The sequence below is a fragment of the Gordonia sp. ABKF26 genome (assembly GCF_041103195.1).
GTDB lineage: Bacteria > Actinomycetota > Actinomycetes > Mycobacteriales > Mycobacteriaceae > Gordonia > Gordonia terrae.
Genome location: NZ_JBGCVZ010000003.1, coordinates 199,297 through 214,374, shown reverse-complemented (window position 1 = coordinate 214,374; position 15,078 = coordinate 199,297). Strand labels below are relative to the sequence as shown.

Here is a 15,078-nt window from a genome sequence, read left to right as displayed (position 1 = left end):
TGCCCGCGAGAACGGCCGGCGCTCCCGCTAGGGTCGGGGGATGACCGGGTGGTTCGATGAGCGGATCGTCGAGACCGGTCGTCTGCCGCTGTTCTTCCTGCTCCTCGCCTTCGTCCTGACTTTCCTGTTCATCCGGTTCAGCGTGCGGATGATCCGCGCGGAGGTCAGTTGGTGGCCCGGGAACGTGACGCCGGGCGGGGTCCATGTCCACCACGCCTTCTTCGGGATGATGGCGATGTTGGTGGCGGGCTTCGGTTTCGTCGCGGTCGATCCACTGCGGACACCGGTGATCGACTGTGTGCTGGCGGCCCTGTTCGGGATCGGCTCGGCGCTCGTCCTCGACGAGTTCGCGCTCATCCTCCACCTCCGCGACGTCTATTGGGCGGAAGAGGGCCGAACGTCGATCGACGCGGTGTTCGTCGCGATCGCGATCGGTCTGCTCTTCCTGCTGGGGTTGCAGCCGTTCGGGGCGTTCGAGGTCGTCGGGGACATCCGAAACGAGAACGGGCTCGTGGCACGTCTGATCGCTGCGGGTGTCGTCGTGCTGAACGTGCTCCTGGCGATCGTCACGCTGATCAAGGGCAAGGTGTGGACCGGGCTGGTCGGCATGTTCGTCCCGGTCCTGCTGTGGTTCGGGGCAGCCCGACTGGCTCGGCCGCGATCGCCGTGGGCCCGGTGGCGGTATAAGAACCGTCCCCGCAAACTGGCCCGCGCGATCGGGCGGGAGCAACGCTACCGAGAACCGCTGATGCGGTGGAAGATCGTCGTGCAGGAAGCGGTGGCAGGTCGATTCGGGGTGCCCGAGAACCCCGCGCCGATTCCAGCCACGACACCGGCACCGACGGCGGTCGGTGTGGTGACCGAAAGAGTTCCGAGTGCGCTGGCGACCGCGATCCGGTGGCGGCGCACGCGCCGGGCGCTGCGCACGGTCCCGATCTGGCGATTGCCGGTCGTGCTGGTGACCCTCGCGATCGTCGCCGCGTGGACCACCGTCGGATTCGACGAGCTCCTTGAACTGGAAGTGGACCCGGGCACGCTGGCGACGCTGCTGAGCGTGATCGCCGGTTCGATGGCGACACTGACCGGTCTCGTGTTCACCGCCGTCACCCTCGCGATGCAGTTCGGGGCGTCGTCGATCTCGGTGCGGGTGATCCCCATGCTGCAGCAGGAACCCGTCATGCGGTGGTCCACGGGCTTCTTCCTCGCGACCTTCGTCTACAGCGTGATCATCGCGATCGACCTGTCGGTGGGCGGCCCGGACGAGCCGACTCCCGGTCTGTCGACGGCGATCGCGTTCATGCTCACCACGGTCAGCGCCTATCTCTTCATCGCGCTGGTCGGGAAGGTCGGGACCATCCTGAACACCGCCCGACTGCTGCAGTGGATCGCCGACGACGGCCGGTCGGCGATCGTCCGGCAGCTACCGCCGCCGGCGGCCCACCACGAGCTCACGGCGGCAACCGGATTCGACGAACAGGTCGTCGCCGGGACCGCCGCCGTCCCGGGGGATGGCAGCCCCGATCCCGGTGCCGCGGCGGAGGCGGTGCACACGCAGATCAGGCTGGGGGAGGTGAGCGCGCGAGGGCGGGTGTTGCTGGCCGTCAACGGCGATCGACTTCGACGGCACGCGGCGTCGTGGGACGTACGGATCAACCTGCTGATCGCCGTCGGCGACCATGTGCCGCACGATCTCCCGGTGGTCGAGGTCATCGGCGACCCGGCTCGGGTGGAGAAGCGGCGGGTGCTCGCCTGCCTGCTGTTCGGCGACACCCACCAACCATCGGTGAGTCCCGCTGCGGCGCTGCAGGCGATCTCGGACATCGCACTCAAGGCGATGTCGGCGGGAAGCAACGATCCGAGCGTCGTGGTGCAGGCGCTCGATCACACCGAGGATCTTCTGCTGCTGCTGGCACCTCGGCTGTGCGGCGACCGGACGGCGCCGGACACCTCCGTCCGCGGTATCCGCCGCAGCTGGGCGGACTATGTCGCGATCGGGACAGACGAGATCCGCCGGCACAGCACCGGGCAGGTGCAGGTGCAACGTCGCCTCCGTGCGCTGTTCGAATCCCTCCTCGGCGATTGCGGGCCGGCGCAGCGCGCTCCGGTGTCGGAGCGACTGGCCGTGCTCGACGCGCAGGTCGCGCGCGACTGGTCCGACGACCTCGATCGGCGACTGGCCGCAGCCGCGGACCGCCAGGGCTACGGTTCCGAATTCGGGCGGTGACGGTGAGCCGATAGATCACGCGAATCGGACACAGCCGATACCCTGGGTCCGTGCTCGCGTCTCATTCCGCTGACCGTCGCGAGGTGGTCGACGAGATGCGCGACGTCGTCGCGACCGCCCAGCGGGAACCGGGAACAGCCCGTCGCGGAGTCTGCGTGATCACCGCCGGACCGGGGGCCGGCAAGACCCACACCTTGCGGGAATTGGCGTCGGCCGCCGACGGATCCGTCCGGACGGTTCGGGCGGACGAACTGTCGTGGCGCCAGCCGTTCGGGCTCGCGGGGCAGTTGCTCGACGTCGATCTGCCGAACCCGGTGCCCGACGGCTTCGAGGACGACCTGTATGCGCGCGTGGACGCGCTGTGCGCCGGGGATCCGCTGGTGCTCGTCGTCGACGACGCGCACCATGCCGACGCCGCGACCCTGGAACTGTTGTCTCGTCTCGTGACCGCCACCCGGGTCCTTCCGCTGGTCCTTCTCGTCGGTCGCCGGCCGCTCCCGGAACGGGACCTGCTGAACCGGCTCGTGGCACGCGCGGAGGTCGGCGAATGGTCGTTGCCACCGCTGGGCGTCGACGAGGTCCGCCGGATCTCGGCCGAGATCGTCGGTGCCGCGCCGGATGACGAACTGCTCGAACTCCTCGACGCATCGGGAGGCAATCCGATGCACGTGATCTCGGTTCTGCGCGCCCTCCAGCAGTCGGGTGGCCTGCGGATCGCCGCCGGCCGTGCGTCGGTCGATGCCCGCACCCGGGCTGGTATGCCGAGCGGGCTCGAGGACGCGATCGCCGAGCATGTCGCACTGCTCGACGGCCGCGCGCGCGAACTGACCCAGAAACTGGCGGTGTGGGGTGGCCCGGCGACACTCGCCCAACTGGCCGCGGTCGACGCCGTTCCGCCCGCCTCGCTCGTCGGGGCGGCGCAGTCGGCGATCGACGCGGGGATCATCGCCGTCGACGATGCGGGAGCCTTGCGGTTCACCCACGACCTGTATGCCGACGTCACCTACGGGCACCTCGATCCGATGTTGCGCTCGGTGCTGCACGATGCGATCGCCAGTCATCCCAGCACCCGGCACAACCCGCAGTCCGTGGCACATCACCGGATCGCCTCGGGGAGTGACGAATCCGCGATGTTCGCCGCGGTGCGCCGGGCGGAGAGCGAACTCGCCAGCACACCGGCCGTCGCGGCCGAGCTCCTGGAGACCCTGGCCACGCGTACCGTGCGCCCGCCGGCCGGGGTCAACACCGCACTCGCCCTCGCCCTCGCCCGCACCGGTCAGCTGGACCGCGCGTCTCGGGTCGCCGAGGATGGCATGGCGTCGGCGACCGAGATCACCGAGATCGCCGACCTCCACCGAATCCTGTTGTTCGCGTTGATAGCCCAGGGCGAGACCGACCGGGTCCGGAGTCTGATCGATGAGACCCTGAAGCTCCCCGTGGGTGACGATGTCGTCGGCACGCTCACCGATCTGCGGCACTACGTCGGCCTTCTCGACGGGCGTGCCCCCGCCCCGGACACCCCGTTCTTCGACGTCGACCTGGATGCGTCGACCCGCTCGGTGTCCGGCCTGATCGCCGAGGCGCTCCGGCTGTTCCTGCGTGGCGAGGTGGACGACGCGCTGCGCACGGCGTTGCTCGCCTCGCGACGCGACGCCGAGGAATCCGCCGCCGGCACGTTGTCCACGTCGTCCGCCGACATCTGGCCCTCACTGATCGAGCAGTACGCGCACGGCCCGGCCGCCGCGGCGGACCTGCTCGCGGGCGCCGCCCGGTTGCGTTCGAGCCGGGGAACCGACTGGATGACCGCCTATCACGAGTTCACCCGCGGTGGGATCGCGCTGGGGCTCGGCGACCTCGACGACTCGGCCGCGTCCTTCGACGCCGGCCTGGACCGCGCGGACTCCGCGGACATGGGCTGGAAGTCGATGGCGGTCGGCGGGCGGGCCATGGTCGATGTGCTCCGTGGCGACCTCGCGACCGCGTCGACCCGGCTCGACGCGTGGGACGGGACGGGCCTGCCCAATCAGTTCGGATTCCCGGTGCCCGCCCACGCCCGGGCCCTGCTGCACGAGGCGAACCGGAAGCTGCGCGCGGCCGCGACGACGGCCGGTGCCGCCTGGGATGACGGCCGCCGCTTGAACCTCTGTTCCTGGCTGCCCACCGTCGCGCTGGGAACCGCGCGGATCGGCGTCCGCGCCGGCGACACCGCGCTGCTCGGCAGTGTTCTCGACGGTCTCGACGACATCCCGATCCCACCCGCGTGGCCGATGTCCGGCCCCGTCGCGGTGGCCCGCGCGATGTGCGCCGTGGCGCTCCACGACGAGAACCCGCTGACGATCGTGGCCGCCGCCGACGAGCATGCCGACATCCTGCAGACCGTCGGAGACCGGCAGTCCGAAGCGTGCGTGTGGGAGGAGGCCGCCTGTGCGGCGGCGATGGCGGGAGATCGGGACCGCGGCCGCGACCTCGCCCGACGTGCGATGCGCCTGACGCGCGCGATGGGCGCCGCCACCAGCTCGACGCGCGTGGCATCCCGGTTGCGGCCGTTGGGGATTCGGCTCGACCCCGCCGCGCGGGATCGGCCGACGCACGGCTGGGAGAGTCTCACCAAGACCGAGACGACCGTCGCCGAGCTGGTCGCGACCGGTATGAGCGGAGGCGAGATTGCCGACCGTCTGTTCATCTCGACCCGCACGGTGCAGACCCACGTCTCGCACGCCCTGGCCAAGCTCGGCCTGCGCACCCGCGTCGAACTCGCCGCGTTCGTCGTGGGTCGGCAGCAGAACTGATCGAACTCCGCACAGTTGGCGGCGATTTCTCCGTCATGACGCAGATGTACGCGTCATCGGCGCGGCGGACAGTAGGTGTACCCCAACGAGGACCCACCTCGGCCGTACCGAAGGAGAACACACCGTGAACGCCAAGTCGATGATCCTGGGACTCGCCCCGTGGTTCGTATTCGCCTGGTCGGCCGAACGCCTGGGCGCCGACCACGTCACGCTCGCCGCGCTCGCCGCGTGCGTACTGGCCCTGGCCGTCACCATCTACGAGGCGGTCCGCACCGGCGGCGGATGGAAGATCATCGACGTCGCCGGGGTCGTCCTGTTCGGTGTCATCGCGCTCATCGGCGTCTTCGGCGACCACGGGGTCGACGAGGCGCTCGTGTTCTTCGGACGCGGTGGTTCGGCGTTCGTCCTTGCCGCGGTCATGGCGGTGTCGGCGTTCACGGTCCCGTTCACCGAGCAATATGCCCGGGAGTCCGTTGACCCCGCGCTGTGGCACTCGCCCGTGTTCCGTGCCAAGAACCGCCAGATCAGCCTCCTGTGGGCCGGTGCGATCGCACTCATGGGTTGCTCGCACATCGTCGCCGGGTTCCTGGCGTCGTCGGCGTCGGTATCGGGCAGCCACCCCGGCAACATCCTGCTCAACTGGGTCGTCCCGATCGCGCTGATCGTGTTCGCGGTCAAGCGGACCCGGGCCATCGCCGACGCCGCGCCCAGCGCGCCCGCCGACTCCACCGCACCGGCCGCCGGCTGAACCGCCGCGACGCAACGCTTTTCGACCAGCCCAGAGGAATCCCGATGACCATCGCAACGCCCCCCACCCCCGCTCCCGTCGACATGGCCCACCACGCCCACCTCACCGGTGTCTTCGCGCCGCAGCGCGACGAGGTCGATGTCGCCGATCTGCCCGTCTCCGGCGAGATCCCGGCGGGCCTACACGGCAGCTACCTACGCAACGGGCCCAACCCTCGCTTCGATCCGATCGGCTCGTTCGTCTATCCCCTCGACGGCGACGGCATGGTGCATCGGATCAGCATCTCCGACGGTCGCGTCGGGTACACCAACCGGTTCGTCCGGACCCCGATGGTGATCGCGGAAGAGGCTGCCGGACATGCTCTCTGGTCGGGACTCACCGACGGATACACGCCGCCGGCAAGCGTGGTGGGTGACGAACTGGCCGGCACATACCGCGAACTGCCCGACATCAACATCGTCCGGCACGGCGGACGACTGATGGCGATGGCCGAATCCGACCAGCCCTACCTGCTCGAGCCGTCGTCGCTGGCCACCCTGGCCAAGACAGACTGCTCCGGGGCGATGCGGGTGGGTAGTACCGCCCACCCGAAGATCGACCCGTCGACCGGAGAGATGGTCCTGTTCAACTACGGCCTCGAGGCGCCATACCTGACGTGGTCGGTGGTGTCCGCGGACGGGACGACGACCACCGGGCCCACGCCGGTCGACGGACTCGACAAGCCGGTGATGATCCACGACATGGCCTTGACGTCCCGATACCTCGTTCTCTTCGTGTGCCCGTTGATATTCGACCTCGAAGGCGTGATGACCGGCGGGTCGCTGCTGTCCTGGCAACCCGACGACGGCACGCGCATCGCGCTCATCCCGCGCGACGGCGGTCCGGTGCGCTGGGTGCACACCGACCCGTTCTGGGTGTGGCACTTCGCCAACGCCTTCGACGGCCCGGGACCGGACGACGGCGTCATCGTCGACTACGTCGAATGGAGCTACCCGGGAGGGTTCGCCGACGAACCGCGGCCGGCGACGTCGGCACTCACCCGGGCGGTCATCCGCCCGGACGGCTCGATCACGCGGAACACGATCAGCGACAACGCCTTCAACATGGAGTTCCCGCGGGTCGACGACCGACTGCTCACCCGGGATCACCATCGTGTCGCGACGGTGGCCAAGGGGCCGAGGGACAGTGGCGCCACCGACAGCCTCTGGTTCCACGACCTCGCCGCCGGAACCGAGACCTACTGGAGTCCCGGGACCGCCATCGGCGAGCCGATCTACATCCCGGGCGCCGACGGCGACCACTGGGGCGCGATCGGCACCGATCCCGGCGACATGCGTTCGTATTTCTACCTTCTCGCCGCCGACGAGCCGACGGCCGGGCCGGTCGCCACCGTCGAACTCCCGATCCGCGTCCCGGCCGGACTCCATGGAGCCTGGCTCGCGGACCCGGCCTGACGACAAACCCACCCTGTTTCCGTGAACTCACCCCGTCCGCCGCGCGTGGTGGGTTTGCGGAAAAGGGGTGGGTGTGCGGGTGCGGGGCTACTGACGGTCCGGGGCCGTCACGTCGATGAACCGGGCCGCGATGTCGATGGCCGAACGCGCTTCGGCCGACAAGCGGGGGATCAGTTGGAAGACGTGGCCCTGATCCGGCCATGCCTGGATCACCGAAACCCCGCCGGCGCCGGTGATCTCGTCGTGCGTGGCGCGGGCGTCGGCGCCCATCACCTCGCGTGCGCCGTACTGGATGAGCGTGTTGGGCAGGGCCATGTCCGGGGTGAGCCGAACCCGCATCCGGGGATGATCGGGCGCCGCGGTCCGGGTGTAGAGCCGCAGGATCTTCCGGGCGGGCACCGCGTCGATGATCGGATCGCGGACTCCGGTCCGTTGATTGCGCACGGCCAGTTCGAAAGTGGGGTCGTAGAGCGGTGAGAACAGCACCATCGAACCCGGCTGCGGGGTGCCCGTCGCGTGGTTGACGGCGAGCAGGTCGAGCGCGAGGTGGCCACCGGCGGAGTCGCCCGCGATCACGATGTCCTCGGCGCGATACCCCTGAGACAGCAGCCAGCGATAGCCGCGGATGGTGTCGTTGCCCGCACACGGCCAGGCGTGTTCCGGGGCGAGTCGGTAGTTCAGGCTGAACGCCGGCAGGCCGGTCCGGTTGCCGAGCCGTCCGACGAGGCCCCGGTGCGTCCGCGGCGAACACACGACATACCCGCTTCCGTGCAGGTAGTAGATGATCCGAGAGCCGGGAGACGGGGCGCTCGCGTGCCGGCCGGTCACCCATTCGCCGCGGACCTGGCCGCCGCGGAAGCTCTCGCGCACGATCTCCACCCGGGTGTTGGCCGGAGGCGGGTTGAGGCGCTCGATCGTCCGATTGAGGGCCGGGCGGGTCCGCTGGATCATCTGCGCCGTCACCCGTGGATGACTGACCCCGGCCGCCGCCATCATCGGCCAGGTGACGCGGGCCAGGTAGGCGTTGACCGCGCGGGAGCGCCGCGAACCATGTGGATCGACGCCGAGGCGGCCGAACGGATGCTCGACGAGGACCGGGTCTGCGACGGGTTCGCCCGCGGGCACAGTGACACTCATCACCTGACGGTAGATGCCCGACGCCATCCGGGTGGGTGATCGTCCAGGGTGAGATCGGGCCGCAATCCGACCGCGACCGACGACGGCGTCGCAACCGACATCGACGGCTTCGCGGAGAGTCATGCGGAGGAGTCCTCGAAACGCCCGATTCCCGTCTGACGTGCACCTGCGGTGCCATTGTGGTAGCCGGATTTCTTGACTCGGCCCTTCGCGTGGAAAAATGGCTCACAATGCTCATACGGCTGCCCGGGGGCGCTCTGGCGTGCTGCGCGCGGTAGCTGCGATGAGCAGGGTGGTTCGGGCCCCGACGATGCGGCCCGAAGGGACCGTCAGCAACGGCGCTGACCGGGACTCACCGCCGCTGTGATCGTCGGCTCTGCCCAGGTCAGCCCCGATGCGGGTGGATGACGACGACGCCGGGGACATTGTGGTCCGCGGTCCGACACGGCCGGGTGTGGCCCCAGACATTGACGACGGGTAGTGCGTGCACCCCTCGTGCGCAAAGTGAGGCGAACTATGAAGCAGGCTCCGGGACCGGTGGGTCTCTACGACCCACGCAACGAGCACGACTCGTGCGGCGTGGCGTTCGTCGTGGACATGCATGGGCGGCGCAGTCGCAACATCGTCGACAAGGCGATCATGGCGCTGGTGAATCTCGAGCACCGCGGCGCCGCGGGCGCCGAGCCGAACACCGGTGACGGTGCCGGGATCATGATCCAGGTCCCGGACCGCTTCCTGCGGGAGACCGTGGACTTCGAGCTGCCCGCCGAGGGCAGCTACGCGACCGGTATCGCCTTCCTGCCCCAGGGCTCGGAGGACGCGCGCCTCGCCTGTGAGGGCGTGGAGAAGGTCATCGAGGCCGAGGGCCTGACCCTTCTCGGATGGCGCGAGGTGCCCACCAACGAGAGCTCGCTCGGAGCGCTCGCCCGCGATGCCATGCCGACCTTCCGCCAGGTGTTCGTCGGCGGCGCAGAGGGCATGGAGCTCGAGCGTCGCGCCTACGTCGTGCGCAAGCGCGTGCAGTACGAACTCGGCAACAAGGGTGCAGGCGCCGACGGCCCGGGCCGCGAGACCGTGTACTTCCCCAGCCTGTCCGGACGCACCTTCGTCTACAAGGGCATGCTGACGACCCCGCAGCTGCGGGAGTTCTACGTCGACCTGCAGGACTCGCGCGTCGAGAGCTCGCTCGGTCTGGTGCATTCGCGCTTCTCCACCAACACCTTCCCGTCGTGGCCGCTGGCGCATCCGTTCCGCCGCGTCGCCCACAACGGCGAGATCAACACCGTCACCGGCAACGAGAACTGGATGCGGGCCCGCGAGGCGCTCATCGACACCGAGGCCTTCGGGGCCGACGCGGCGTCGAAGATCTTCCCGATCTGCACCCCCGGTGCGTCGGACACCGCCCGGTTCGACGAGGTGCTCGAGCTGCTCCACCTCGGTGGACGGACCCTCCCGCACGCCGTGCTCATGATGATCCCGGAGGCGTGGGAGCGGCACGAGTCGATGAAGCCCGAGCACCGGGACTTCTACCGCTACCACTCCGCGCTGATGGAGCCCTGGGACGGACCGGCGTCGGTCTGCTTCACCGACGGCACCGTCGTGGGCGCCGTGCTCGACCGAAACGGTCTGCGCCCCAGCCGTATCTGGGTCACCAAGGACGGCCTCGTGGTGATGGCCTCCGAGGTCGGCGTGCTCGACATCGACCACTCCGACGTCGTGCAGAAGATGCGTCTGCAGCCGGGCCGCATGTTCCTCGTGGACACCGCGGCCGGCCGGATCGTCGACGACGAGGAGATCAAGGACGAGCTCGCCGCCGAGCATCCTTACGGGGAGTGGCTCGAGCAGGGACTGGTCCCGGTCGACGACATCGAGGCACCGCCGCACCAGCACATGCCGCATGACCGAGTCGCGCTGCGGCAGCAGGTCTTCGGTTACACCCGTGAAGAACTCGACCTCCTGGTCGCGCCGATGGCCAAGACCGGTGCCGAGGCACTCGGCTCGATGGGCACCGACACCCCGATCGCGGTGCTCTCCAAGCGCCCGCGCATGCTGTTCGACTACTTCCAGCAGCTGTTCGCCCAGGTGACCAACCCGCCGCTCGACGCGATCCGCGAGGAGATCGTCACCAGCGTCGGCGGCACCATCGGCACCGAGGCCGACCTGCTGAATCCCGGCCCCGAGTCGTGCCGGCAGATCGAGCTGACGTCGCCGGTTCTCGACAACGACACTCTCGCCAAGCTGGTGGAGATCAACACCAACGACGCGCTGCCCGGTTTCCGCAGCGTCCACATCCACGGCCTCTACCCGGTGGCCGAGGGCGGTGCCGGACTGCGCACGGCGCTCGACGAGGTGCGTGCCAAGGTCAGTGCCGCGATCGACGACGGCGCGAACCTGGTGATCCTGTCCGACCGCGAGTCCGACGAGACCTACGCACCGATCCCGTCGCTGCTCCTCACCGCCGCGGTGCACCACCATCTCGTGCGCGAGCGCAAGCGGACCCAGGCCGGCCTGATCGTCGAGTCCGGCGACTGCCGCGAGGTCCACCATGTCGCCGCGCTCGTCGGCTTCGGTGCCGCAGCGGTGAACCCGTACATGGCCTTCGAGTCGATCGAGGACATGATCGAGCGCGGTGTGCTCGGCAACCTCGACCTGGCCACGGCGCAGAAGAACTACATCAAGGCCGCCGGCAAGGGTGTGCTCAAGGTGATGAGCAAGATGGGCATCTCGACCCTCGCCTCCTACACCGGCGCGCAGCTCTTCCAGGTGATCGGCCTGTCGCAGGAGACGGTCGACGAGTTCTTCACCGGCCTCAACAGCCAGCTCGACGGCATCGGCCTCGACGAGATCGCCGCCGACGTCGCGGTGCGGCACGCGCTGGCGTTCTCCGACCGTCCCTCCGAGCGGGCGCACCGCGAGCTCGAGGTTGGCGGCGAGTACCAGTGGCGTCGTGAGGGCGAATACCACCTGTTCAACCCGGACACGGTGTTCAAGCTCCAGCACTCCACGCGCACCGGCCAGTACAAGGTGTTCAAGGAGTACACCAAGCTGGTCGACGACCAGTCCCGCCAGATGGCCTCGCTGCGTGGCCTGTTCGACTTCAACTTCGGTGATCGCGACCCGATCCCGATCGAGAAGGTCGAGCCGGCGAGCGAGATCGTCAAGCGCTTCTCGACCGGCGCGATGAGCTTCGGCTCGATCTCCGCCGAGGCCCACGAGACCCTGGCCATCGCCATGAACCGTCTCGGCGGCCGGTCCAATTCGGGTGAGGGCGGCGAGGATCCGCGTCGCTTCCACCACGACGAGAACGGCGACTGGCGGCGCAGCGCGATCAAGCAGGTCGCGTCGGGACGCTTCGGCGTCACCTCGCACTATCTGTCGAACTGCACCGACATCCAGATCAAGATGGCGCAGGGCGCCAAGCCCGGTGAGGGCGGCCAGCTCCCGCCGCACAAGGTGTACCCGTGGGTCGCCGAGGTCCGCGGTTCGACGCCCGGCGTCGGGCTGATCTCGCCGCCGCCGCACCACGACATCTACTCGATCGAGGATCTCGCTCAGCTGATCCACGACCTGAAGAACGCCAACCCCAAGGCGCGCATCCACGTGAAGCTCGTCAGCGAGGTCGGCGTGGGCACCGTCGCGGCGGGCGTGTCGAAGGCACACGCGGACGTGGTCCTCATCTCCGGTCACGACGGTGGCACCGGTGCCACCCCGCTGACCTCGATGAAGCACGCCGGGGCGCCCTGGGAGATCGGCCTCGCCGAGACCCAGCAGACCCTGCTGCTCAACGGATTGCGCGACCGCATCGTGGTGCAGGTCGACGGCCAGCTCAAGACCGGCCGGGACGTCGTCGTCGCCGCCCTGCTCGGTGGCGAGGAGTTCGGCTTCGCGACCGCACCGCTGGTGGTCTCCGGCTGCATCATGATGCGCGTCTGCCACCTGGACACCTGCCCCGTGGGCGTGGCGACCCAGAACCCGCTCCTGCGTGAGCGTTTCGCGGGCAAGCCGGAGTTCGTCGAGAACTTCTTCCTGTTCATCGCCGAAGAGGTCCGGGAACTCTTGGCGCGCCTCGGCTTCCGCACCCTGCAGGAAGCCGTCGGACACGTCGAGGCCCTGGACACCACCAAGGCGCTGGCGCACTGGAAGTCCGAGAAGGCCGGCAAGCTAGACCTGTCGTCGATCCTGACGATGCCGGAATCGCCCTTCATGAACCAGGATCTGTACTGCTCGGGCGTGCAGGACCATGCACTGGACAAGGCGCTCGATCAGCAGCTGATCGCACAGAGTCGTGAGGCGATCGACCACGGGACCCGGGTGTCCTTCACCTCGAAGATCACCAACGTGAACCGCACCGTCGGCACGATGCTGGGCCACGAGGTCACCAAGGCCTATGGCGCACAGGGTCTCCCCGACGGGACGATCATCGTCGACTTCACCGGTTCGGCGGGCAACAGCTTCGGCGCCTTCGTGCCGAAGGGTGTCACGCTGCGCCTCGAGGGTGACGCCAACGACTTCGTCGGCAAGGGATTGTCGGGCGGTCGTCTGGTGGTCCGTCCGGCACGCAATGCGCCGGCCGACTTCGTCGCCGAGCACAACATCATCGCCGGCAACGTGATCGGGTTCGGTGCCACCGCGGGCAAGATCTTCCTGCGCGGCATCGTGGGCGAACGCTTCTGCGTCCGCAACTCGGGTGTCACGGCGGTCGTCGAGGGCGTGGGCGACCACGGTTGCGAGTACATGACCGGCGGGCGCGTCGTCGTCCTCGGTGAGACCGGCCGCAACTTCGCGGCGGGCATGTCCGGCGGTATGGCCTTCGTCTACGACCCCGAGGGCAAGCTGGCCGACAACCTCAACACCGAGCTCGTCGACCTCGAGCCGCTCGTCGACGAGGACATCGAGTTCCTCGCCGCGATCATCGACGAACACCGTGCCGAGACCGATTCCCCGGTTGCCGCCGCACTTCTCGGCGACTGGGACACCGCCCAGACCAAGTTCGCCAAGGTCATGCCGCGCGATTTCAAGCGTGTGTTGCTGGCCATCTCCGACGCGGAGAAGTCCGGGCGAGACGTGAACGAAGCGATCATGGAGGCCGCACGTGGCTGACCCCAGAGGATTCCTCAAGCACCCCGAGCGGGAGCTGCCCGACCGCCGTCCGGTGGAACTGCGTCTGCTGGACTGGAAAGAGGTCTACACCGACTTCGACAAGGGCCACCTGAAGACGCAGGCGAGCCGCTGCATGGACTGCGGTATCCCGTTCTGCCACAACGGCTGCCCGCTGGGGAACCTGATCCCCGAGTGGAACGACCTGGTCTACAAGGACCAGTGGCGCGACGGTATCGAGCGTCTGCACGCGACGAACAACTTCCCGGAGTTCACCGGCCGTCTGTGCCCGGCTCCGTGCGAGGCGTCGTGCGTGTTGGGGATCAACCAGCCGCCGGTCACCATCAAGCAGGTCGAGGTCGAGATCATCGACAACGCCTTCGACAACGGCTGGGTCACCCCGGTCCTGCCGTCGGAGAAGACCGGCAAGTCGGTCGCCGTCGTGGGCTCCGGTCCCGCGGGACTGGCTGCGGCGCAGCAGCTCACGCGTGCCGGGCACGACGTGACCCTGTTCGAGCGGGCTGATCGCATCGGTGGTCTGCTCCGCTACGGCATCCCCGAGTTCAAGATGGAGAAGCGCCACATCGACCGCCGTCTGGCGCAGATGGAGGCCGAGGGCACCGTCTTCCGCACCGGCGTCAACGTGGGTGTCGACGTCACGGTCGAGCAGCTCCGCGCCGACTTCGACGCGGTGATCCTCGCCAACGGTTCGACCATCGGCCGTGACCTGCCGATCCCCGGGCGTGAGCTCGACGGCATCCATCAGGCGATGGAGTTCCTGCCGCAGGCCAACCGGGTGCAGCTCGGCGACGACGTCGAGGGCCAGATCTCGGCGAAGGGCAAGAAGGTCATCATCATCGGTGGTGGCGACACCGGTGCCGACTGCCTCGGCACCTCGCTGCGCCAGGGCGCCGAGATCGTCCACCAGTTCGAGATCATGCCGAAGCCGCCGATCGAGCGTGCCGAGTCGACCCCGTGGCCGACCTACCCGCTGATGTACCGCGTGTCGTCGGCTCACGAAGAGGGCGGCGAGCGCGTCTTCTCGGTCAACACCGAGCAGTTCACCGGCGAGGACGGCAAGGTCACCGGGCTCAAGGCGCACGAGGTACAGATGCGCGACGGTCGCTTCGAGAAGGTCGAGGGTTCGGACTTCGAACTCGAGGCCGATCTGGTGCTGCTCGCCATGGGCTTCGTCGGTCCCGAGCGCGAGGATCTCCTCGACAAGATGGGCGTCGAATACGATCCCCGCGGAAACGTGAAGCGCGACAACAGCTTCGCTGCTGTCGGGCAGCCGGGTGTCTTCGTTGCCGGCGACGCCGGCCGCGGGCAGTCGCTCATCGTGTGGGCAATCGCCGAGGGCCGGTCGGCCGCCGCGGCCGCCGACAAGTTCCTCACCGGGGCATCGGACCTGCCGGCACCGATCGTGCCCACGCAGGTCGCGCAGCGCTGATCGCGCGGTCGCACAGAACCCCACCGAACTCCCGCTCACCCGCTGAGGGTGGGCGGGAGTTCTGCGTGTAGGGGACAGGCGTGTCGGGTAGGTGTCTCCCGGCCCTGCGACCGGGGCGGGGTCAGCGTTCCTCGGGTGTTCCGCGGGCCGCAACGCATCGGCGGGTCGCCGGTCCTACA

At 68.9% G+C, this 15,078-nt stretch carries 7 protein-coding genes; 6 read left to right on the top strand and 1 reads right to left on the bottom strand.

Annotated elements, in window-relative coordinates:
- Window positions 1-40: 40 nt before the first annotated feature.
- The 4 genes from AB4Z55_RS01455 (at window position 41) to AB4Z55_RS01440 (ending at window position 7,215) form a co-directional block, all read left to right on the top strand.
- A complete protein-coding gene (locus AB4Z55_RS01455; RefSeq protein ID WP_369518982.1) occupies window positions 41-2,224 on the top strand; it encodes a DUF2254 family protein in 2,184 nt (727 codons plus the stop codon).
- A gap of 50 nt (window positions 2,225-2,274) precedes the next feature.
- Window positions 2,275-5,013, top strand: a complete 2,739-nt coding sequence (locus tag AB4Z55_RS01450) for a LuxR C-terminal-related transcriptional regulator (RefSeq protein ID WP_369518981.1) — start codon at window positions 2,275-2,277, stop codon at window positions 5,011-5,013.
- Between the two features lie 124 nt (window positions 5,014-5,137).
- Window positions 5,138-5,761: a hypothetical protein gene (locus AB4Z55_RS01445; RefSeq protein ID WP_369518980.1), complete on the top strand. Its 624-nt coding sequence runs from the start codon at window positions 5,138-5,140 to the stop codon at window positions 5,759-5,761.
- Window positions 5,762-5,805: 44 nt separating this feature from the next.
- Window positions 5,806-7,215, top strand: a complete 1,410-nt coding sequence (locus tag AB4Z55_RS01440) for a carotenoid oxygenase family protein (RefSeq protein WP_369518979.1) — start codon at window positions 5,806-5,808, stop codon at window positions 7,213-7,215.
- A gap of 87 nt (window positions 7,216-7,302) precedes the next feature.
- On the opposite strand, the gene AB4Z55_RS01435 is transcribed toward AB4Z55_RS01440, so the two are convergent.
- On the bottom strand, window positions 7,303-8,352 hold the full coding sequence (locus AB4Z55_RS01435; protein WP_369518978.1) for an alpha/beta hydrolase fold domain-containing protein: 1,050 nt from the start codon (window positions 8,350-8,352) through the stop codon (window positions 7,303-7,305).
- A 516-nt stretch (window positions 8,353-8,868) separates the two neighbouring features.
- On the opposite strand from AB4Z55_RS01435, the gene gltB reads away from it, so the two are divergent.
- Window positions 8,869-13,452 carry a glutamate synthase large subunit gene (gene gltB / locus AB4Z55_RS01430; RefSeq protein WP_064569922.1) on the top strand — a complete coding sequence of 1,528 codons (4,584 nt, stop codon included), beginning with the start codon at window positions 8,869-8,871 and terminating at the stop codon, window positions 13,450-13,452.
- Entirely contained in the window at window positions 13,445-14,899 is a 1,455-nt protein-coding gene (locus AB4Z55_RS01425) for a glutamate synthase subunit beta (RefSeq protein ID WP_004021447.1), read from the top strand. Before gltB ends, AB4Z55_RS01425 begins: the two co-directional genes overlap by 8 nt.
- Window positions 14,900-15,078 lie beyond the last annotated feature (179 nt).